19 protein-coding genes are annotated in these 20315 nt (G+C 54.7%); 10 read left to right on the top strand and 9 right to left on the bottom strand.

Going from position 1 to position 20315, the window contains the following annotated elements:
• Positions 1-9: 9 nt before the first annotated feature.
• Positions 10-303: a hypothetical protein gene (locus tag ACN0YD_RS12740; RefSeq protein WP_417320361.1), complete on the top strand. Its 294-nt coding sequence runs from the start codon at positions 10-12 to the stop codon at positions 301-303.
• A 168-nt stretch (positions 304-471) separates the two neighbouring features.
• On the opposite strand, the gene ACN0YD_RS12745 is transcribed toward ACN0YD_RS12740, so the two are convergent.
• The 3 genes from ACN0YD_RS12745 to ACN0YD_RS12755 all read right to left on the bottom strand — a co-directional run bounded on the left by ACN0YD_RS12745 (position 472) and on the right by ACN0YD_RS12755 (position 3014).
• Positions 472-1206 carry a cytochrome c biogenesis CcdA family protein gene (locus tag ACN0YD_RS12745; protein WP_417320363.1) on the bottom strand — a complete coding sequence of 245 codons (735 nt, stop codon included), beginning with the start codon at positions 1204-1206 and terminating at the stop codon, positions 472-474.
• 84 nt (positions 1207-1290) lie between these two features.
• The gene (locus ACN0YD_RS12750) at positions 1291-2088 is read right to left on the bottom strand and encodes a TIGR02186 family protein (protein WP_417320364.1); all 798 of its coding nucleotides are present in this window, start codon (positions 2086-2088) and stop codon (positions 1291-1293) included.
• Positions 2085-3014: a sulfite exporter TauE/SafE family protein gene (locus tag ACN0YD_RS12755; protein ID WP_417320366.1), complete on the bottom strand. Its 930-nt coding sequence runs from the start codon at positions 3012-3014 to the stop codon at positions 2085-2087. Before ACN0YD_RS12755 ends, ACN0YD_RS12750 begins: the two co-directional genes overlap by 4 nt.
• Positions 3015-3278: 264 nt before the next feature.
• On the opposite strand from ACN0YD_RS12755, the gene ACN0YD_RS12760 reads away from it, so the two are divergent.
• The 7 genes from ACN0YD_RS12760 to ACN0YD_RS12790 all read left to right on the top strand — a co-directional run bounded on the left by ACN0YD_RS12760 (position 3279) and on the right by ACN0YD_RS12790 (position 11751).
• Entirely contained in the window at positions 3279-3695 is a 417-nt protein-coding gene (locus ACN0YD_RS12760) for a MerR family transcriptional regulator (protein ID WP_417320368.1), read from the top strand.
• A complete protein-coding gene (locus tag ACN0YD_RS12765; RefSeq protein WP_417320370.1) occupies positions 3688-5478 on the top strand; it encodes an acyl-CoA dehydrogenase C-terminal domain-containing protein in 1791 nt (596 codons plus the stop codon). Before ACN0YD_RS12760 ends, ACN0YD_RS12765 begins: the two co-directional genes overlap by 8 nt.
• 30 nt (positions 5479-5508) lie before the next feature.
• The gene (locus tag ACN0YD_RS12770; RefSeq protein ID WP_417320372.1) at positions 5509-6714 is read left to right on the top strand and encodes an acetyl-CoA C-acetyltransferase; all 1206 of its coding nucleotides are present in this window, start codon (positions 5509-5511) and stop codon (positions 6712-6714) included.
• 13 nt (positions 6715-6727) lie between these two features.
• The gene (locus tag ACN0YD_RS12775) at positions 6728-8881 is read left to right on the top strand and encodes a 3-hydroxyacyl-CoA dehydrogenase NAD-binding domain-containing protein (protein ID WP_417320374.1); all 2154 of its coding nucleotides are present in this window, start codon (positions 6728-6730) and stop codon (positions 8879-8881) included.
• 175 nt (positions 8882-9056) lie between these two features.
• The gene (locus ACN0YD_RS12780; protein ID WP_417320376.1) at positions 9057-9641 is read left to right on the top strand and encodes a YceI family protein; all 585 of its coding nucleotides are present in this window, start codon (positions 9057-9059) and stop codon (positions 9639-9641) included.
• A gap of 38 nt (positions 9642-9679) precedes the next feature.
• Positions 9680-10591, top strand: a complete 912-nt coding sequence (locus ACN0YD_RS12785; RefSeq protein WP_417320378.1) for a DUF481 domain-containing protein — start codon at positions 9680-9682, stop codon at positions 10589-10591.
• A 260-nt stretch (positions 10592-10851) separates the two neighbouring features.
• On the top strand, positions 10852-11751 hold the full coding sequence (locus tag ACN0YD_RS12790; protein WP_417320379.1) for a DUF481 domain-containing protein: 900 nt from the start codon (positions 10852-10854) through the stop codon (positions 11749-11751).
• 3 nt (positions 11752-11754) lie between these two features.
• Here ACN0YD_RS12790 and ACN0YD_RS12795 read toward each other — a convergent pair whose 3' ends face one another.
• Genes ACN0YD_RS12795 through msrP form a run of 3 tightly spaced genes read right to left on the bottom strand, consistent with a single transcriptional unit; the run spans position 11755 to position 13771 of the window.
• Entirely contained in the window at positions 11755-12174 is a 420-nt protein-coding gene (locus tag ACN0YD_RS12795) for a secondary thiamine-phosphate synthase enzyme YjbQ (protein WP_417320381.1), read from the bottom strand.
• 9 nt (positions 12175-12183) lie between these two features.
• Complete coding sequence (locus tag ACN0YD_RS12800; RefSeq protein WP_417320382.1) at positions 12184-12807, bottom strand: sulfite oxidase heme-binding subunit YedZ; 624 nt, start codon at positions 12805-12807, stop codon at positions 12184-12186.
• Between the two features lies 1 nt (position 12808).
• Positions 12809-13771: a protein-methionine-sulfoxide reductase catalytic subunit MsrP gene (gene msrP / locus ACN0YD_RS12805; protein ID WP_417320384.1), complete on the bottom strand. Its 963-nt coding sequence runs from the start codon at positions 13769-13771 to the stop codon at positions 12809-12811.
• Between the two features lie 170 nt (positions 13772-13941).
• On the opposite strand from msrP, the gene ACN0YD_RS12810 reads away from it, so the two are divergent.
• Positions 13942-15747, top strand: coding sequence for an ABC-F family ATP-binding cassette domain-containing protein (locus ACN0YD_RS12810; protein ID WP_417320386.1), 1806 nt, complete (start codon positions 13942-13944; stop codon positions 15745-15747).
• Positions 15748-15802: 55 nt separating this feature from the next.
• Here the strand turns inward: ACN0YD_RS12810 and ACN0YD_RS12815 are convergent, their stop codons facing one another.
• Entirely contained in the window at positions 15803-17350 is a 1548-nt protein-coding gene (locus ACN0YD_RS12815) for a peptide MFS transporter (RefSeq protein WP_417320388.1), read from the bottom strand.
• A gap of 328 nt (positions 17351-17678) precedes the next feature.
• Between ACN0YD_RS12815 and ACN0YD_RS12820 the strand changes: the two genes are divergently transcribed.
• Positions 17679-18803, top strand: a complete 1125-nt coding sequence (locus ACN0YD_RS12820) for a M14-type cytosolic carboxypeptidase (RefSeq protein ID WP_417320389.1) — start codon at positions 17679-17681, stop codon at positions 18801-18803.
• Between the two features lie 9 nt (positions 18804-18812).
• Here ACN0YD_RS12820 and ACN0YD_RS12825 read toward each other — a convergent pair whose 3' ends face one another.
• Positions 18813-19583, bottom strand: coding sequence for an SDR family oxidoreductase (locus ACN0YD_RS12825; protein WP_417320391.1), 771 nt, complete (start codon positions 19581-19583; stop codon positions 18813-18815).
• Between the two features lie 91 nt (positions 19584-19674).
• Entirely contained in the window at positions 19675-20313 is a 639-nt protein-coding gene (maiA, locus tag ACN0YD_RS12830) for a maleylacetoacetate isomerase (RefSeq protein WP_417320744.1), read from the bottom strand.
• Positions 20314-20315: the final 2 nt, after the last annotated feature.

Below are 20315 nucleotides of genomic sequence, written 5' to 3' on the forward strand. Positions count from 1 at the left end.
GAAGTAATCATGAAGATGGATTATATTGTTTCAGATGGAACAAAAGCTGTAAGCCCTTCTGACGAAAGGTCAATGACAAATATACTAGTAAATTTAGAAAAAATGGGAATTGACCCCGAGCCCTTTTTTATTCTTGCCGCCCGGGAATTCGAAAATATCTACGGCGAAAATGCCGGGGAAAAAGCACGCCTGTTATATGCAAATGCAATTACCGAGCAGGACGAAGACGGCGCCTGTGTCTGGCACAAAATCCAAACCCTCATTTCTGATAACTCACAGAATTCACTGAGGAATATACATTAGTTTCCTCTTGCATATGCAATGCAATGGATTCTATAATCCCCGTATATATTGATAAATTTGAGAGATCCCTTGAAGGATCATTCCGGTGATCCTTCATCTGCCTGACTGCCTCGGTAGCCCGACTACGGGTTTGCCGAGGCTTTTTTTTTACACTTATTGAGTGTCGGGCTAGCCTATTCGGGCCAGCCAGGGAAACCATTCCAGAAGGTTATTGCCGAAGGTCTGGAGCAGTCCGAAGAAAATGGCAAGGCCGGTCAGGATCAGCAGGCCGCCGATGATGATTTCCAGCAGCCGGAAATGTTTCCGGAACCTGCCGGAAAACTGCAGGAAACGATTTACCGAAAGAGCCGCCAGCACAAACGGTATGCCAAGCCCCAGGGAATAGACCATCAACAGCGCTACACCTGTGCCGAAGGTCTGCTGACTGGCGGCCAGTGTCAGAATTGTACCGAGGATAGGGCCGATACAGGGCGTCCAGCCAAAGGCAAAGGCAAGCCCCATGACATAGGCGCCGATAAGTCCGGCCGGCGTTTCCCGGGTCTGGAACCGTGCCTCCCTGTAAAGGAAACCGATCCTTATGATGCCGGTGAAATGCAGTCCCAGAATAACAATCAGCCCGCCGGAAATTTTTGAAAAAATATCCAGATGCTGCAGCAATAAAGGCTGCAGGCTCGAAGCGCCGGCCCCAAGCAAAACAAAGACGGTCGAAAAACCAAGAACAAAGGCCAGCGCACCGGACAGCACGTCCGTGAAGGGTACCCTGCCTCCTTCCCTGAGATCATTGAGGGAACTGCCCGTGACATAGGACACATAGGCCGGGACCAGGGGCAGCACACAGGGAGACAGAAAACTGAAAAGGCCGCCCAGCAGCGCTGCAAAATATGATACTTCCAAGGATTCCATAGCCCAAGTTTTAACGTCATGCACGAATATAGCAAGCCCTGCAAAGATCAGAAAATCGTGAGGGTAGTTGTAACCCTGTGCTGATCAGCTCACCTTCCTTGAAAACTGGCCGCCGAGCCAGCCGGCCAGCAGGGCCACCAGAATTGCCACCAGCCCATAGAGCGCCGGTTTCTCGTGGGCGAAATTATAAATGGCTCTCTCCAGCCCCACCTTGTCCACATGCAGGTCGCTGGTACGGCTGAGAATAACTTCTCCGTGACGCACAAGATGAACCGTGGTGCGATAGTTTCCGACCGGCATGTTGGCCGGGAAATACATTCTGGCCCAGAACAGAATACCTTCCCGCAGATTAATATTGCCGAACTCTTCCTTATAGAGTCCTTTTACCTTCATGTTGCGGATAAATCCCGCCCGATAGGCCTGCCGCTCCTCCGGGTCAAGTTTCTCTGAAAAAGGCAGGTCTATATGGTCCAGTCCGATCTGATGCCGGGACCGCTCGCCAGAGGAAATAATATCATCCAGGTGCCGGGTTGTGCCCAGGGCATAATATCCCGGCACACCGGAAAGCTCCTCGCGCGCTTTATTGACCCAGATACCGCCAACGCGCTCTTTACGGCGCACGGTCATCTCCTTCGGATCACTGGTCACAACAACAATCATGTCGTAGTCCATGCCCTCGACTGCCACGCCGTGGCCACCATCCTCCTGCGGAATCGCCATTTCTATGGCACCGAAAACCATAAGCTCTGTTCCGGAGAAGCGAGCGTTGATATCAATCATGTGGTCCGACAGATCCGTTACAAGACGCTCCGCTTTCACTTGCGGCGGGGCCAGCGCCGCGACCATGACCATCATGCCCGCCAGTATCCTGCTCCGGTTCAATGGACCTCTCCTTCTGCCACGGGAAACACCGAGAACAGGTCGTCGGGTTCGACAACAAGATCCACACCCATCTTGCCGCAGACCGCCAGCACCAGGAGAGCCAGAAGAATGCGCAGCTGTTCGCCTTTCAGGCGCGATCCCACCCTGACGCCGATCTGGGCGCCAATAACAGCGCCAACAAGCAGAATCAGGGCAAGCACCATATCCACTGTCTGGGTATTGACGGAATGAAGGAACGTCACGCTGGCGGTCACAAAGGTGATCTGAAACAGGCTTGTTCCGATCACCACATTAATGGGCATGTTGAGAAGATAGATCATGGCCGGCACCATGATAAAACCGCCGCCAACCCCCATAATCGCCGCCAGTACCCCCACAAGACCACCGATCGCCAGGGGCAGAAGTATGCTGACATACATCTTTGATTTGCGAAAACGCATTTTAAACGGCAGGGCGTCAATCCAGGTGCGCGGGCGCCGGCCGGGTTTCGGCTTTTGTCCCCGGCGCTGCCGGATCATGGCCAAAACACTCTCGATGAACATCAATCCGCCAATACCGCCCAGAAAAATAACATAGGCGATGGAGATCATCAGATCCACCTGTCCAAGCGCCTTGAGGATGGTAAAGAACCAGGCCCCGATATAGGACCCCACTGCCCCGCCGGCAATCAGCACGAACCCCATTTTATAATCGACACCGCCCCGCTTGGCATGAGCCAGAGCCCCTGATACAGAGGCAGCGGTAATCTGGTTGGCTTCCGTGGCCACCGCCACTGCTGGCGGCACACCGGCAAAAATAAGAAGGGGCGTCATCAGAAACCCGCCGCCAACTCCAAACATGCCGGACAGAAAGCCAACCCCTCCCCCCATGGCCAGCAAGACAAACACATTGATTGATAACTCGGCGATGGGCAGGTAGATCTGCATGTGGTATACTGTTCAGGTTCGAAGTGGCGGAAACGTCAGGATAAAGCCTGATTTATAATTTATTCAAATCCTAAACAAAAACCGCCCTGTTTTATAGTGAATTCTTCCGGTTTTGCGCTTTTTTGGGACGTGAATCACATTTCCCGATTAAAATAAAACGACTGTTTCATTTTCTATTGACCTTTACGTAAACGTAAACTATGATCCGGATCATCATTCACAACCCTGGTCGAGTTACCCGGTGACAAAAACGAAATGGACCTGATGAACAGGAAGAAACCGACATACAGCATTTCCGAACTGTCTGAGGAATTTGGGATCACCCCCCGGACGCTTCGCTTTTACGAGGATCAGAAACTGATTTCCCCGAAACGCGAAGGACAGACCCGCATCTATTCCGCCGCCGACAGGGCCCGTCTTGCCTGGATTTTACGGGGAAAACGAGTTGGTTTCAGCATCGCGGAAATGAGCGAGGTGCTGGATATGTATTATCAGGAAGGTGGCAAGGTCAAACAGAGCCGGGTTGCCATGGAAGCCTGCCGCCAGCGCATCGAAAGCCTGGAACAGCAGAAAAAAGATATCGACGAAACAATCGACGAATTAAACAACCTCATCCAGACCCTCGAACACTGGATGCAGGAACAGAATATTGAAAAATTAGGAGATCGCGAACATGCCTAGGTACACTGCCCCTGTGGAAGACATGAAATTTCTCATGCATGACTACTTGAACCTGCAGCAGTACAACAATCTGCCCTGTTTCCAGGAAGCCACTCCGGACATGATTGACGCCATTCTGGAAGAGGCGGCAAAACTGACGGAAAATGTATTCTTCCCCATCAATCAGTCCGGTGACGAGGAAGGCTGCACCTGGAACGACGGCGTGGTGACAACGCCGAAAGGCTTTAAAGAAGCCTATCAGCAGTTCGTGGAAGGTGGCTGGCAGAGCCTGACCGGTGATCCGGAATATGGCGGCCAGGGGTTGCCGCAGATCCTGGGGCTGGCGCTCAATGAAATGATGATTTCCTCCAACTGGGGCTTCGCCATGTATTCCGGCCTGACCAAGGGGGCCACGGAAGCCATTCACCAGTGGGGCAGCCAGGAACAGAAAGACACCTATCTTCCTAAAATGCTGAGCGGCGAGTGGGCCGCCACCATGAACCTGACCGAGCCCCATTGCGGTACCGACCTGGGCATGCTCCGTACGAAGGCAGACCCCCAGGCAGACGGCACTTACAAAATTTCCGGCACCAAGATTTTCATTTCAGCCGGTGAACATGACCTGACGGACAATATCATCCATCTGGTTCTGGCCCGTATTTCCGGTGCCCCGGAAGGCACAAAAGGCATCAGCCTCTTTATTGTGCCCAAGATCATGGTCAACGAGGACGGCAGCCTGGGTGAGCGCAACGGCGTTTCCTGCGGCTCCATTGAGGAAAAAATGGGCATTCATTCCAACTCTACCTGTGTGCTCAACTATGACGGGGCTACCGGGTATCTGGTCGGCGAGGAAGGCAAGGGCATGCGGGCCATGTTCACCATGATGAATGAAGCCCGCCTTGGTGTTGGCCTGCAGGGTCTCGGCATTGCCGAGGTGGCCCAGCAGAATGCCGTGGATTACGCCAAGGACCGGATCCAGGGGCGTTCCCTGACGGGCCCGAAAAACCCGGAAGCAAAAGCCGACCCCATCATTGTCCATCCGGATGTGCGGCGCATGCTGATGACCAACCGCGCCTTTATTGAAGGAGCCCGGGCACTGGCCATGTGGACCGGTGTGCAGCTTGACCTGGCCCTGCACCATCCCGATGAAAAAACCCGAGAAGCAGCAGATGACCTGGTCGCCCTGCTCACTCCTGTCATCAAGTCCTATATGACGGATCAGGGTGTGGAAGCCGCAAGCCGTGCACTTCAGTGTTTCGGTGGCCACGGCTATATCAAGGAATGGGGCATGGAGCAGTATCTGCGCGACAGCCGTATCGCCCCTATTTATGAAGGCACCAACGGTGTTCAGGCCATGGACCTGATCGGCCGCAAACTACCTGCCAAGGGTGGCGAGCCGGTAAAGGCCTATTTCGCCATGGTTCAGAAATTCATAGAGGAAAACAAGGGCAACGCCGATCTGGAAAAATATACCACGCCGCTGGAAAAAGCCCTGGGTCGTCAGCAGGCCGCCACCATGTGGCTGATGCAGAACGGGATGAGCAATCCGGACAATGCCGGTGCCGCCGCCCATTACTATCTGAACCTGATGGCTCTCGTCATGATGGGATATTTCTGGGCAGACATGGCGAAAAAGGCTCTGGAAATGCTGGCCGCCGGGGAAGGCAATGAAACTTTCCTGAGAAACAAGCTGATCACAGCAGACTTTTTCTTCACCAATATGCTGCCGGAAACCTCGGCCCTGAGGGTCAAGGTAGAAGCCGGTGCGGAGCCGGTGATGTCCCTGGATGCTGACGCATTCTGATCTGACCCCATAAGCGACAAGGATTCGAAAATGACTGAAGCCTATATTTACGATCATGTGAGAAGTCCCCGCGGCAGGGGTAAAAAAGATGGCAGCCTGCATGAGGTAACGCCGGTCAACCTTCTGGCCCAGGTCTTTGGAGCGCTGAAGGATCGCAGCGATTTTGACCCTTCCCTGGTTGATGATGTGATCGCCGGATGCGTCACCGCCGTCGGTGAACAGGGCGGAAATGTCGGCCGTTTCGCCGCCTATATGGCCGGATACGGCGATGCGGTACCGGGCATGCATGTGAACCGTTTCTGTGCTTCCGCCCTGGTGGCGGTCAACTATGCCGCCGCCCGGGTGATGGCCGGACAGGCCGATCTCATGATCGGTGGCGGCGTGGAAAGCATGTCCCGTGTCCAGATGGGCTTTGACGGCGGCGCCTGGCTGTTTGATCCCCAGGTGTCCAACAAGGTGGGTTTTGTCCTGCAGGGAATCAGCGCCGACCTCATCGCCACTAAATATGGGTTCAGCCGCGAGGATTGCGACGCCTATGCCATCCTCAGCCAGAAACGTGCCAAGCATGCCTGGGATAATGGCTATTTCAAGAATTCCGTTATCCCCGTCAAGGATCAGCTTGGCCTGACCCTGCTGGACCGTGATGAATATATGCGTCCCGATACGACAATCGAGGATCTCGCCGGTCTCAAGGCCTCTTTCATTGATATGGGAGAGATCGGTTTTGACAGTGTCGCCCTGCAGAAATACCCGGAAGTGGAGAACATGAAGCATGTCCACCACGCCGGCAACAGTTCCGGCATTGTCGATGGCGCAGCGGGTATGCTGATCGGCACCAGGGAGATGGGCGATAAACTGGGCCTCAAGCCCCGCGCCAAAATGGTCGCCTTCGCCGACGTGGGCATCGATCCCACCATCATGTTGTCCGGTCCCGGCGAGAGCGCCCGCAAGGCCCTGGCACGGGCTGGCATGAATAAATCCGATATCGATGTCTGGGAAATCAACGAGGCCTTTGCCTCCGTCGTCCTGCGCTTCTGTCAGGAAATGGAACTTGGCACAGAGGACGTTAATGTGAATGGCGGCGCCATTGCCATGGGTCACCCGCTGGGCGCCACCGGCGCCATGATCCTGGGGACCGCCCTGGATGAGATGGAACGGGCCGACAAGTCTACGGGCCTGGCAGCCCTGTGTGTGGCCGGCGGCATGGCCACAGCCACCATCATCGAACGCGTGTAAGGGAGACAGGACAATGACCAACACAATCAAATATGAAGTTGATAGCGACGGTATCGCCCTGCTGGCCATCGACGTTCCCGGTAAATCCATGAATGTGATCACCCAGGAATTCCTGGCGGATCTGGAAGGCCTGATCGAAAAAATCACGGCTGACGACAATGTCAAAGGCGCCGTGATCACCTCGGGCAAGGAAGGCGCTTTCGTCGCCGGTGCCGACCTGGGCATGCTGCTGGAAATGACCGAAGCCGTCGACAAGGTCAGCCGGGAAGAGCTGTTTGAAAAAAGTTTCCACATGAATAAAATTCTGCGGGCCATGGAAACCTGTGGAAAACCTTTTGCAGCCGCTGTAGACGGCGTTGCCATGGGCGGCGGGTTTGAAATCATCCTCGCCTGTCACCACCGGGTTGTGGCCGATAATCCCAGGATCAATCTTGCCCTGCCGGAAGTCATGGTCGGGCTGCTGCCGGGCGGCGGCGGCACCCAGAGACTGCCGCGCCTGATGGGAATCCAGATGGCCCTGCAATATCTGCTGCAGGGTAAAAACATGAAGCCGCAGCAGGCCCTTGGCTTTGGTGTAATCCAGCAGGTGGTGCCTGCAGACCAGATCGTTTCCGCTGCCAGAAAATGGATTCTTGATGGCGGCAAGGCTGAACAGCCCTGGGATAACAAGAAATTCAAAATCCCCGGTGGCCAGGGTGTCTTTGACCCCAATATTGTACAGACCTTTGTCGGCGCCCCGGCAATGACAAAAAAAGAAACAAAAGGCAAATATCCGGCCACGGTCAATATCCTGTCCTGCGTTTATGAGGGCCACCAGTTGCCCATGGACAAGGCCCTTCAGGTGGAAAGCAAATATTTTGCCGACCTGTTGCTTGGTGATGTGGCGCCGAACATGATCCGGACTCTGTTTGTTAACAAGCAGGCCGCAGAAAAAGGCGCCCGCCGCCCCAAAGACCAGCCAAAAGCACCGACCAAAAAGCTCGGTATGCTCGGCGCCGGCATGATGGGGGCCGGCATCGCCTATGTCTCTGCCAAAGCCGGGATTGAGGTTGTTCTGCTGGACATGACCGAGGAAGCCGCCGAGAAAGGCAAATCCTATTCCAGCAATCTTCTGGAAAAGGCGGTCAAGCGCAAGAAAATGACACAGGAAAAAGCCGATGGCATTCTTTCCCTGATCAAACCGACCACCGACTATGCGGACCTGGAAGGTTGCGATCTGATCATCGAGGCCGTACTTGAGGATGTTGAGGTCAAGGCAGGTGTCACCGCCAAAACAGAGGCCGTGGTGCCGGAAAGCTGCATTTACGGCTCCAACACCTCCACCCTGCCCATCACCCAGCTGGCCAAAGCCAGTGCGCGGGAGGACCAGTTCATCGGTATTCACTTTTTCTCGCCTGTGGACAAGATGCCGCTGGTGGAAATCATCCTTGGCAAGAACACCGGCGATGTGGCCCTGGCCAAGGCGCTGGATTATGTGGCCCAGATTAAAAAGACCCCGATCGTGGTCAATGACAGCCGCGGCTTTTATACCAGCCGCTGCTTCTCCACCTATGTCCAGGAAGCCGCCAATATGGTGGCGGAAGGCGTGAAGCCGGCCCTGGTGGAAAACTGTGGTGCCTATTCCGGCATGGCCGTGGGACCGCTGGCGGTCGCCGACGAGGTCAGCCTGGAACTAAGCTACCATGTGGGCCAGGCCACCAAGAAAGCGCTGGGTGACAAGTATGTAGCCCAGCCGTCGGACAAGGTGGTGGAAACGCTCTACAAAGAACTGGGCCGCAAGGGCAAGAAAAACGGCCACGGCTTCTATGAATATCCTGAAGGCGGCAAGAAATATCTCTGGCCGGCGCTTTCCGATCACTTCCCTGTCAGCGACGATCAGCCCGATCCGGAGGAAGTCACAAAACGGCTTCTTTACCGCCAGGCCATCGAGGTCATCCGCTGCCTTGAAGAAGGCGTATTGATGGCCCCGGAAGATGCTGACATCGGCGCCATTTTCGGCTGGGGGTTTGCCCCCTGGACCGGTGGGCCGCTCAGCATGGTCGACACCATCGGCGTGAAAAAATTCTGTGAGGAAGCGGACAAACTTGCCAATCGCTTCGGCCCCCACTTCACGCCGCCGGCCCTGCTGCGCCAGAAGGCCGAAAAAGGAGAAAACTTCTACGGCTGATCGCCAGAACAGCCAACCCCAGAATCAACCAACCTATGCCTACTGCACAACTTCAGGGCCGGGACTTGCTTCCCGGCCCATTTTTTCGGGTAACAGGTCATGGCATAACTCCTTGCAAGAGGCGGGATCGGGCGCTAGATTCCGGTAATGCTTTTTCAATTTCAGGGGCCACACAATGAAACTTCCCAAAATTCTGACCAGCCTTGTTCTTCTTTTTGTCCTGACGGGCCCGGCCCGGGCCGATTGGCTTCTGGACAAGGATAACTCCCATCTCTCTTTTGGCTCCATCAAGAATAACACCATCGGGGAAAGCAATCATTTCGGCGCTATCGACAGCCGGATCTCTGACGAGGGGGAAATCAGTCTGACCCTTGACCTTGCGTCCGTGGAGACCTGGGTAGACATCCGCAATGAACGTATCGGCGAGTTTCTGTTCCAGACCGGCATGTACCCGGTCGCCACCCTCAGTGGCCAGATCGATCTTGATCAGTTTGAAGATCTTGCCGTCGGTGAAAACCAGCTGATCGAAACAAGCCTGGTTCTGGACCTGCACGGTCAAAGAAAAAATGTGGAATGCGAGCTTTTGGTAACGCGCCTGGGGGAAAATCGCGTAATGATTGTACCTCACGAACTAATTTTCCTTGATGCAGAGGATTTTGATTTACTTTCCGGACTTCAGAAGCTACAGGAACTGGCAGGACTGCCGTCCATCAGCACCGCAGTCCCCTTAAGTTTTTATCTTACGTACTCAAAAGAATAAGTATCTTTCTCCTACTCGAACAAGGAAAGACACGAACAATGAATAAATTCGTGAAGCATCTCGTATTGACGGCTTTTATGCCTGTCATGCTGGCCGGCCCCTCAATTGCTCTGGCCGAAGTTGATCCAGCCGTCATGGCCATTCTTGAGCAGGCCGCCCAGAAAGACGGTGGCGCCAACTTCCAGACGGTTCTTGATCTCGTGGTTGCTGCCAACCCGGAACAAGCAGAGGAAATCCTGGCCGCGGCCGAACCGCTTCGTCCGGCGCCGCCAGTGGAAAACCCTGAATCCCAGAACCCCTATCTCAGCCTCAAGGGCTGGGACGGCGAGGTTGATCTCAGCGTAATGACTTCGTCCGGGAACACCGACCAGCAGTCCTTTGGCATTGCCGGCAAAATGAAGCGTGATAATGGAAAATATCACAGCCGGATCGGGGCATTCTTTGATTTCAACAAGAACTCCGGCGTCAAGGATCGCCAGCGCTGGGGCTTGTCCTATAAACTGGATTATGATTTCTCCGAACATATGTATCTGACAGGTTTCCTGGGATATAAGAACGACCAGTTCGGCTCCTTCCGCGAAAGGATCACAACCAGCGCCGGTGCCGGTTATCGCCTTATGGAAACAGAGGAGTTTGTGTGGAACGTAGAAGGTGGTCCGACCGTCCTGTTCTCCAAAGACTTCGCAGGCGCAGACTATGAATCAAGCTTCAACGCCTATGCGGCCAGTGAATTTATCTGGGCCATAAACGAGCGCAGTGAATTCTCCAACAACAGTCAGATTGTCTTTGGCGACCGGACAGTGATGGAAACCCAGAATGCACTGAAAGTGAAGATCAACGGTGCACTCAGCAGCAAGTTCTCCTTTGATGTCTATTACGACAAGGACGCCCCGGCAGACCGTGAAACAACGGACACCATCGCCCGGGCCGGACTGCTCTACGATTTCTGAGTTTATCCTGGTCAATCATTTCTGCCCGGCGGCTTCTGCTGCCGGGCTTTTTTTATCCCGGCGCCCCCGCCTGCCTTCCGCCCATCATCACTCTTAGTCCCTCAAAATAAACATGGCGGCGTTTTTTCGGTTTACCTTATGATTCCAACATTATATCAATAAGTTAACTGATATCATTTTCAGCCTGTAATTTTCTATTGCCAAAACTAACGATTATACTCTGATTGATGAAATTAAACTGCCTTATCACCGGTCTCATAGTGGCCATACTGAGTATTGCACCGATTTCTGTCCAGGCGGAAACATCCCTGCCACAATCCATAGACAAAATACTCCGCCTGGCGGCAAAACGTCATGACCAGTCCTCGTTCAGCAGGGTCGTAGACATTATTGTCGATACCTACCCCGCGTTGAAGAGCACAATCTGGGAAAAGGCGTCACACTATCGGCAAAACTGGCTCTCCCGGGTGAGCCGTCAGCTTTCGCCCCAGCCGAAAAAGAAAACCTCTCCGGTTGATATTGCGGACTGGAACGGTGAAATCAATATGTCCCTGTTCAGGTCCACAGGCAACAGCCCGCAAAAGTCGGTGGCCCTTGGCGCCCAGATAGAAAGGGAGCACGGCTCGTTTATCAGCAAGCTCATCAGTTATTACGAGTTGTCCAAATCCGATGATGACCCGGCCCGTCAGCAATGGGGGCTGAGGTACAAGCTCAACTATGATGTCACCGAGAAAATGTATCTGACCGGTACAACAGGATATGAAAACGACACTGACGGCGCATTCAGGGAACGTTTCAGCCTGACCAGTGGTGCCGGACTACATTTGTTTGATTTTGAAAACCTTGTCTGGGATATCGAAGGCGGACCGGGAATTCTGTGGACCCAGCGGGAAGAAGGGCTTGAGCATGAGTCTGGTTTCATCGGGCTTCTTCGTAATGAGATCAGCTACAATCTATCTGACCACAGCAGTCTCACCAATCAGACCGAAGTCTATTTGAGCAACAACAGAATTATTTCCAACAGCGCCGTGCTCAAGGTCAGGATCAACAGTGCCCTCAGCAGCCGCTTCTCCTATGATGTCACTTACGAACAAGACGCCTATCAGGACAGTGAAAGCACCGAGAAAATGGCCCGGGCCGGCCTGCTGTATGATTTTTAAAGGCTAATCACCCAAAACATGCAGCGCCAGGGTCCGGCTGTGGCCACGGCGCCGATGCTCAAAAATATAAATTCCCTGCCAGGTGCCAAGCGCCAGCCTGCCGTCAATGACCGGAATGGACACCTGGCTCTGGGTCAGCGCGGCGCGGATATGGGCCGGCATATCGTCAGGCCCCTCCGCCACATGACGGAAATGTGGATCATTCTCCGGCACCAGCCGGGACAGAAAATTATCCAGATCATAACAAACGTCGGGATCGGCATTTTCCTGGATCACCAGGGAGGCCGACGTATGCTTGATATGGGCGGTGAACAGGCCCTCGCGGATATGGTGTTCGTCGATCCATTGGCCAAGCGCCGCCGTGACGTCAAATAATCCCCGGCCCTTTGTCTCGAACCTGATCTCTGTTGTAGCCTGTTTCATCAGACAAGATTAGGTGAACGAAAGCCTTTTCACAAGACCCGGACGATATTTGTCATACAGCCGGTAGCCCAACAGCAGACAGAGGATGGCGGCATGAATCAGCGGTTCGCGCAGGTCTGCCTTGACCATCATGATGTTGTGGACCACTGCCAGGATGCCGATGAGATAGACCAGCCTGTGCAATCGCGGCCAGATCCTGCCCAGACGGCGGATCATCTTTTTGGTGGAGGTCACTGCCAGCGGGATCATCAGAAACAGGGCAATCATGCCGAAAGTCATGGCCGGACGTTTGACCAGGTCCTGCCAGATCACCGCCCAGTCAAAGAAATGGTCCAGCACCAGATAATTCCCGAGATGCAACAGGCCGTAGAAAAAGGCGTAAAGCCCCAGCGGCCGACGCCATTTGATCAGCCCGTTTTTCTTCAGCAGTTTGCGCAGAGGCGTGACCGCCAGACTGGCCAGCAATATCCGGATCGTCCAGTCGCCCGTATACTGGTTGATATACTGGAACGGGTTGGCCGTTAGCGCATGCGGTTGATAGGAAAACATCAGCCAGACCTGCCAGACAATCCATAAAAACGGCAACAGGCACAGGAGATGCAGGGCCGCCCGCAGCGGTTTTTCGTAGTTCATCTCAGTACAGCTTCTTCGGATTCATGCCCGCATAGATCTGGGCCACCTCTTCCGCGTAACCGTTGAACGGCAAGGTCTCACGACGAAAAAACTCGCCGATCCGCCGTTCCCTGGCCTGGGACCAGCGGGGATGATCCACTTCAGGGTCCACATTAGCGTAAAACCCATATTCATGGGGCGCAAGCTGCTGCCAGCTGTTGAACGGCTGCCGGTCGGTAAAGTCGATTTTGACAATGGACTTGATGGACTTGAAACCGTATTTCCAGGGCACCACCAGCCGGATCGGTGCGCCGTTCTGATTGGGCAGCACCTCGCCGTAAAGCCCCACCGCCATCAGGGTCAGCGGGTTGGTGGCCTCGGCCATGGTCAGGCCTTCCACATAGGGCCAGTTGATCACCCGGCGGCGCTGGCCCGGCATCTGATCCCTGTCCTGAAGGGTTTCAAACCGCACATATTTGGCCTTTGACGTGGGGGAGAACCGTTCAATCAGGCTGGCCAGAGGAATACCGACCCAGGGAATGACCATGGACCAGGCCTCCACACAACGGAAGCGATAGAGGCGATCCTCGAGATGGCTATCCCGGATCAGGTCATCCACGTCATAGGCCCCCGGCTTTTCCACATGACCGCCCACTTCCACCGTCCAGGGACGGGGCTTCAGGCTATGGGCATTTCTCGCCGGATCATCCTTGCCGGTGCCGAATTCATAGAAATTGTTGTAGGTGGTGACCGCTTCATAGGGGGTGGGTTTTTCTCCGGGAGCAAAATTCTGCTGCGCTTCCAGACCGGTAAACTTCCTTCCCCGCTCTGCTGCGCTCACCCCTGAAGGCACAAGTGTTGCCGCCCCGGCCATCACCCCGGCCCGGGAAAGATCGCGCATGAATTCCCGGCGGTTCAGATATTCCCGGCGGGAGGTCGCTTCATTGTCCTTCAGTTCATATGACTTCGGTTTTCTGATCAACATGATACGTTTACTGTTCCTGTTCAGTTGCAGATCATATCTTAACCGCCCTTCCCTGACCGGGCCATTAACAGCTTATCACAATAACGAGAGCACTATGGGAGCGAAAGTTATCCCTTGCAGAGCCGAGCCCTCTCGCGCTAGAAGAGGCAAAATTTCTGACAGGATAGTCAATGGCGCCGCCCTTACTTACATTACAGGATATTTCCCTTCGCTATGGCCCCAACCCGCTGTTTGACGGGGTCGAACTTTATATCGGGGATCGGGACCGCATTTGCCTTGTCGGCCGCAATGGATCGGGCAAATCCACCCTGATGAAGGTGATTGCCGGCAGCGTCGAGTCAGACAGTGGCGAGCGTTTCGTCCAGCCCGGTACCCATGTCACCTACCTGCAGCAGGAACCCGACCTGAGCCAATGGAAGACCGTGCGCGACTATGTAGCCACCGGCCTGCCGGAAGCTTCCCGCGAAGATCTGTTCCAGGTAGATATCATCCTCGAGGATATCGGTTTGGAGCCGGATCTTGAGACCCATAATTTGTCCGGCGGCGAACGCCGCCGCGCGGCCATTGCCCGGGCCCTGATCAGCGAGGCCGATATCCTGCTGCTGGACGAACCCACCAACCATCTGGACATCGCCACCATCGAATGGCTGGAGGACCGGCTAAAGAACTTTCGTGGCGCTCTGATGATCATCAGCCATGACCGCGCCTTCCTCAACAATCTGACCGATTGCACCTTCTGGCTGGATCGGGGCAAGGTGCGGCGGCTGGACAAGGGCTTTGCCCATTTCGAGGACTGGGCCGAAGCTATCCTGGAACAGGAGCGGGTGGAACGGGCCAAGCTCGACAAGCTGATTGAAAAGGAAACCGACTGGTCCCACAAGGGCATCACCGCCCGGCGCAAACGTAACATGGGCCGCATGCGGGCCCTTTGGACGCTCCGGGAAGAGCGCGCCCAACAGATCGGGGAAACCGGCCAGGTCAAGCTGGAGACCGACAGCGGCAAGGCCAGCGGCAAAAAGGTGATCGAGGCCCACAAGGTCAGCAAGTCCTTTGGCGACAAAATGATCCTCGAGGATTTCTCGCTCCGCATCCTGCGCGGCGACCGCATCGGTATCATCGGGCCCAACGGCGCCGGCAAATCCACCCTGCTCAAGATCCTGACCAGGGAGATCGAGCCCGACCAGGGCACCGTCAAGCTGGGCACCAATCTGGAACCCACCTATCTTGACCAGCAGCGGGGCCTTCTGAAAGATACAAACACGGTCTGGGAAACGCTGAGTGATGGCGGCGACCACATCATGGTGCGCGGCCACTCAAAACATATCATTTCCTATATGAAGGACTTCCTGTTTGAGGCGGGACAGGCCCATACCCAGGTAGGGGCGCTTTCAGGCGGCGAACGCAACCGGCTGCTGCTGGCCAAGACGCTGGCCATGCCGACCAACTTCCTGATCCTGGACGAACCCACCAACGACCTGGACATGGATACCCTGGACCTGCTGCAGGAAACCCTCAATGACTATGACGGCACCCTGTTACTGGTCAGCCATGATCGCGATTTCCTCGACCGCATCGTCACTTCCACCATCGTCATGGAAGGCAACGGAAAGGTCACTGAATATGCCGGCGGCTATCAGGATTACCTGCGCCAGCGTGGCGATGTCACCCTGAATGCGGAACCCGAACCGGTCAAGGCTCAAAAGACGGAAACCGCAAAGCCGGTCAAACGGGAGACAACCAAACTGAGCTTCAAGCACCGGGACCGACTCAAAAAGCTGCCCGGCGAAATAGCGGCGCTGGAACAGCGGATCGCCAAAGTAGAGGCCAAGCTGGGCGAGGCGGATTTTTACACAAAGGACCCCGCGGGTTTCAACCTGCTGTCAAAAGACCTGGAAAAATCGCAGGCCGAGCTTGCAGCAAAGGAAGAGGAATGGCTGGAGCTTGAAATGCTGCGTGAGGAAATCGAAAACGCATAAGAAAAGCCGCACCCCGAAGAATGCGGCTTTCCCCCTACATAGCGCAGACTGTCTTCTAATGGACGCCGTGCATGTATTTTTTCATTAACGGGGTCAGCACCAGGATAAAGACCCCTACACCGATACTGAGCAGGCCGATGTTGGTATAAACTTCCATCGTGGCAATCACATCCAGATTTCCGCCTTCACCGCCGTGACCACCGCTGCCGGTCCACGAACTGATCACACCAGCAACAAAGTTCCCCATGGCTGTCCACAGGAACCAGGTGCCCATCACCATACCGACAATCTTGTGCACACTCAGCTTGGTGACCATGGACAGGCCGACCGGACTGAGACACAGCTCGGCGAGAGTCAGGGACAGATAGATAAAGACCATCCACAGGAAGCTTTTGCTGGTGCTGTCATCCAGGCTCATGCCCCAGGAAAAGACAACATAGCCAAGACCAATCAGCAACATCGCCATACCAAATTTGGCCGGTGTTGATGGTTCCCATCCCTTATTGGACAGAGCCACCCAGAGCCAGGCCAGAACCGGCGCAAAGATCACGATGAAGAGCGGGTTCATCAACTGCACCTGAGACGGCAACCAGGCCATGCCGAGGAAATTAAGATCGAACTGCTCGTCAGCGAGAAGCGTCAGGCTGGCCGCCTGCTGTTCAAACAATGCCCAGAAAACCGACTGAATGGTGATCAAAAAGGCTGCTACGAACAGCCGTTCCCGCTCGATCTTCGTGCACTGGGTAATGCCGTAAACAATGATGATCAGAATCATCAGCGGGCCGACAAAATAAAGCACGCCCCCCACCAGTTCCTGATATTGCATCATGATCCAGCTGGCGACAACAAGGCCGAGTCCACCAAGATAGATAGTCCATTCCTTATTCAGGCCGATGGGTGACTTTTCCTTCAGAATGGCGGGATTGGACGGCTCGGCCCGGCCGTCAAGAAGACGTTGCCCCCAGAGGAAGACAAGAAGACCGAACAACATGCCGATCCCGGCAAGACCAAAACCATAGTTCCAGCCGTGTACCTCACCCACATAACCGACCAGAGCCGTGGCAAACACCGAGCCCAGGTTGATCCCCATGTAGAAGATGGAAAAGCCGCCATCCCGGCGCGGATCTTTCGGACCGTACAAGGCGCCGACAATGGTGGAGATATTGGCCTTAAGGAAGCCGACCCCGGTGATGATCAGGGCCAGGGCCAGGAAAAAGATATTCAGATAAAAATCATTGCGGACAACTGCATCGCCGTCCAGATAGGCCTGCGGCCCGTGAAACGCCATCAGGCCATGACCGGCCACAAGCAACAGCGCGCCGTAAGTCACCGCCTTGCGGCTGCCCAGATAACGATCGGCCATATAGCCGCCGATGATCGGCATCATATAAACAAGGCCGGCATAAGCTCCGTAGATCATGCTGGCCTTTTCAGTACTGAACATATGGTATTTTACAAGATAGAGCACCAGAATGGTGCGCATGCCGTAATAGGAAAATCGTTCCCACATTTCGGTCAGGAAACAGACGGACAATCCTATCGGATGGCCGAGGAATTCCCGCTGCTGAGACCCTTCGCGCTGGTTTTCTGAAACTGATGTCATTTACGGATCCCCCCGGTATGCTTGAACAGAAGACTTCTTCCGACGGACATATTCTTCCCCTTGTAGTTTTTGAGGTATTATTTAAGCTGTTAATTTACATAAACAGCGCACAGTCTGGCAGAATTGTCCTGCTCTGTCACGCTGTTGCAAAGGCAAGACAATAAAACAGTGAAAAATTTTATACAATCTTTTCCATCCCGAAAAAGATTCCGGCAAAAGGTTGTCCTTCCGCAGGAATTTATTTTCCCGGCCCTCACCACTTTCCCCGGATTGCAAAGCTGTGTAATGATCCCTATAAGAAAACTGTACCAACAGACGGGGATAACAGATGAAAATCAGCAGTGATTTCGACGGCGGCAACATTGAAGTGATCGAGGCGGAGAACCCGTCCAACATCCGCCTTCACATCCGCAAGGACAATAAATCTGACTTCTATCAGTGGTTTTATTTCCGCATGACCGGCGCCAAGGGTCAGCTTTGTGCGCTCAGTATTGAGGATGTGGCAAACGCCGCCTATCCCCTGGGTTGGGAAAATTACCAGACCGTGGCCTCCTATGACCGCAAAAACTGGTTCCGGGTCAGCACTGTCTACAAAGACGGTACACTCACCATCCATCACGTGCCGGAAACCGATTGCGTTTATTATGCCTATTTCGCCCCCTACAGCATGGAACGGCACAACGATCTGATTGCCCGTTGCGCAGCAGATGAAAAGGTTGGCCTGCATTGCATCGGTGAAACCCTGGACGGCCAGGATATGGATCTGCTGACCATTGGCACACCCGGTACTGACAAGAAAGTAATCTGGTATATCGCCCGCCAGCATCCGGGCGAAACCATGGCCGAATGGTTCATGGAAGGCATGCTGGAACGGCTTCTGGACGATAATGATCCGGTCAGCCGGTCACTGCTGGAAAAATGCGTTTTCCATGCCGTCCCCAATATGAACCCGGACGGCAGCCGCCGCGGTCATCTGCGCACCAATGCGGCAGGTGTAAACCTCAACCGGGTCTGGGAAGACCCCGATTTCAGCACCGAGCCGGAAGCGGCTTATGTGCGCGGCAAGATGGATGAAACCGGTATCGATTTCATCCTTGATGTGCACGGGGACGAAGCCCTGCCCTATAATTTTATCGCCTGTTTTGAGGGTGTGCCGAATATTGACGAGGCCCAGCTTGACCTGGCCTATGAATATATGGCGCAGCTTGCAAAAATCTCGCCCGATTTCCAGACCGAGGTGGGCTACCCCAAATCCGCCCCCGGCAAGGCCAATCTGGGCATGGCGACAAACCAGTTCGCCCACCGTTACAATGCGGTTTCCATGACCCTGGAAATGCCGTTCAAGGATACGGAAAAGACTCCGTACCCGGAAAGCGGATGGTCGCCGGAGCGGGCAATGAAGCTGGGCCAGTCGAGCCTTGATGCCCTGCTGGCGATCCTGCCCCGGCTCTAGAAATCAGCGCTAAACGGTCGTGGCCCAGCCACCGTCGACAGTGACATGCTCGCCGGTGACATAAGCCCCGGCCCGGCTGCAGAGATAAATGGCCACACCTGCCATATCCTCCGGTGTGCCGATGCGGCCCAGCGGGACGTCATTGATCAGGCTCTCACCCAGGGAATCAAAGAAACCCTTGGTCATGGCGCTCGGGAACGGTCCCGGGGCAATGGCTGTTACATTGATATGCTCTGGCGCAAGCCTTTTTGCCAGAACCCGGGTCAAATGCAGCACGGCGGCCTTACTGGCAGAATAGCTGTAGGTTTCCGGTCCCGGGACATGCAGGCCGTCAACACTGGCCACATTGACAATACGGGACGGATCTTCCGCTTTTCCGGACTTGCGCAGCAGAGGCAGAAGCTTCTGGGTCAGGAAAAAGACACCCTTGACGTTGATATCCATCACCTTGTCCCAGCCCGCTTCAGGGAATTTGTCGATCGGCGCGCCCCAGGCAGCGCCGGCATTGTTGATCAGGAAGTCAATGCTGTCTTCCTTTTCACCAACCTGTTCGGCAAAGGCCGTCACACCTTCCAGAGTGGACAGGTCTGCCTGCATGCCGATGATCTCCCCATACTGGCTCAATTCCTCGACAGTGGCTTCGCACTGGTCAAGTTTACGGGAACAGATATAGGTCTTGACCCCGTTCTCCACAAAGCCGCGGGCAATCATGGCGCCGATGCCCCGTGATCCGCCGGTGACAACAGCGGTTTTACCCGAAATATCAAACAAATTTTTCATAGTGTGGTCTCCCTGAAGCTGAATTAAAACGACTGTTTGAAAACACACTAACGTCTACGTGAATGTAATACCAGTTTTTTTTAATGATCCGTCAGGATGTGGCATCCGGCTGGTTTTCCGGCAGGGCCTGGATAAAGGGTTCCTGCTCATTACAAAGCTTTTCAATGCGCCGGATGATCGGGAAATCGTCCAGTTGTGTCTTGAACCGGCGGGCATTATAGAGCTGGGGAATAAGAAAAACTTCGGCAAATGTCGGCGTATCCCCATGACAATATGTTCCGGTTCCGCCGTCCTGCAACATGGTCTCAATGGCCTCAAATCCGAGCCTGATCCAGTGACGATACCAGTCGTCCCTGGTCTCGTCGCTCACGCCCAGGTTACCGCCCAGATATTTCAAGACCCGCAGGTTGTTCAACGGATGAATATCGCAGGCGATGATATTGGCCATCTGGCGCACCCGGGCCCGCCCCGCGGCATCCGCGGGCAGAAGCGGAACGTCCGGCCGGGTTTCCTCAAGATATTCCAGAATGGCCATGGACTGGCCGATGGTCAGGTCCCCATCGGTCAATGCCGGCACCAGCCCCTGGGGATTGAGCTTCAGATAGTTTTCCGCCCGCTGGTCCCCGGCCAGAAGGGAGACAGGGATATTGTCATAGTCCAGCCCTTTCAGGTTCAGGGCAATACGCAACCGATAGGCCGCAGAGGAACGGAAATATCCATAAAGCTTCAGCA

The sequence above is a fragment of the Emcibacter sp. genome (assembly GCF_048269205.1).
Taxonomy (GTDB): Bacteria; Pseudomonadota; Alphaproteobacteria; order Sphingomonadales; family Emcibacteraceae; genus Emcibacter.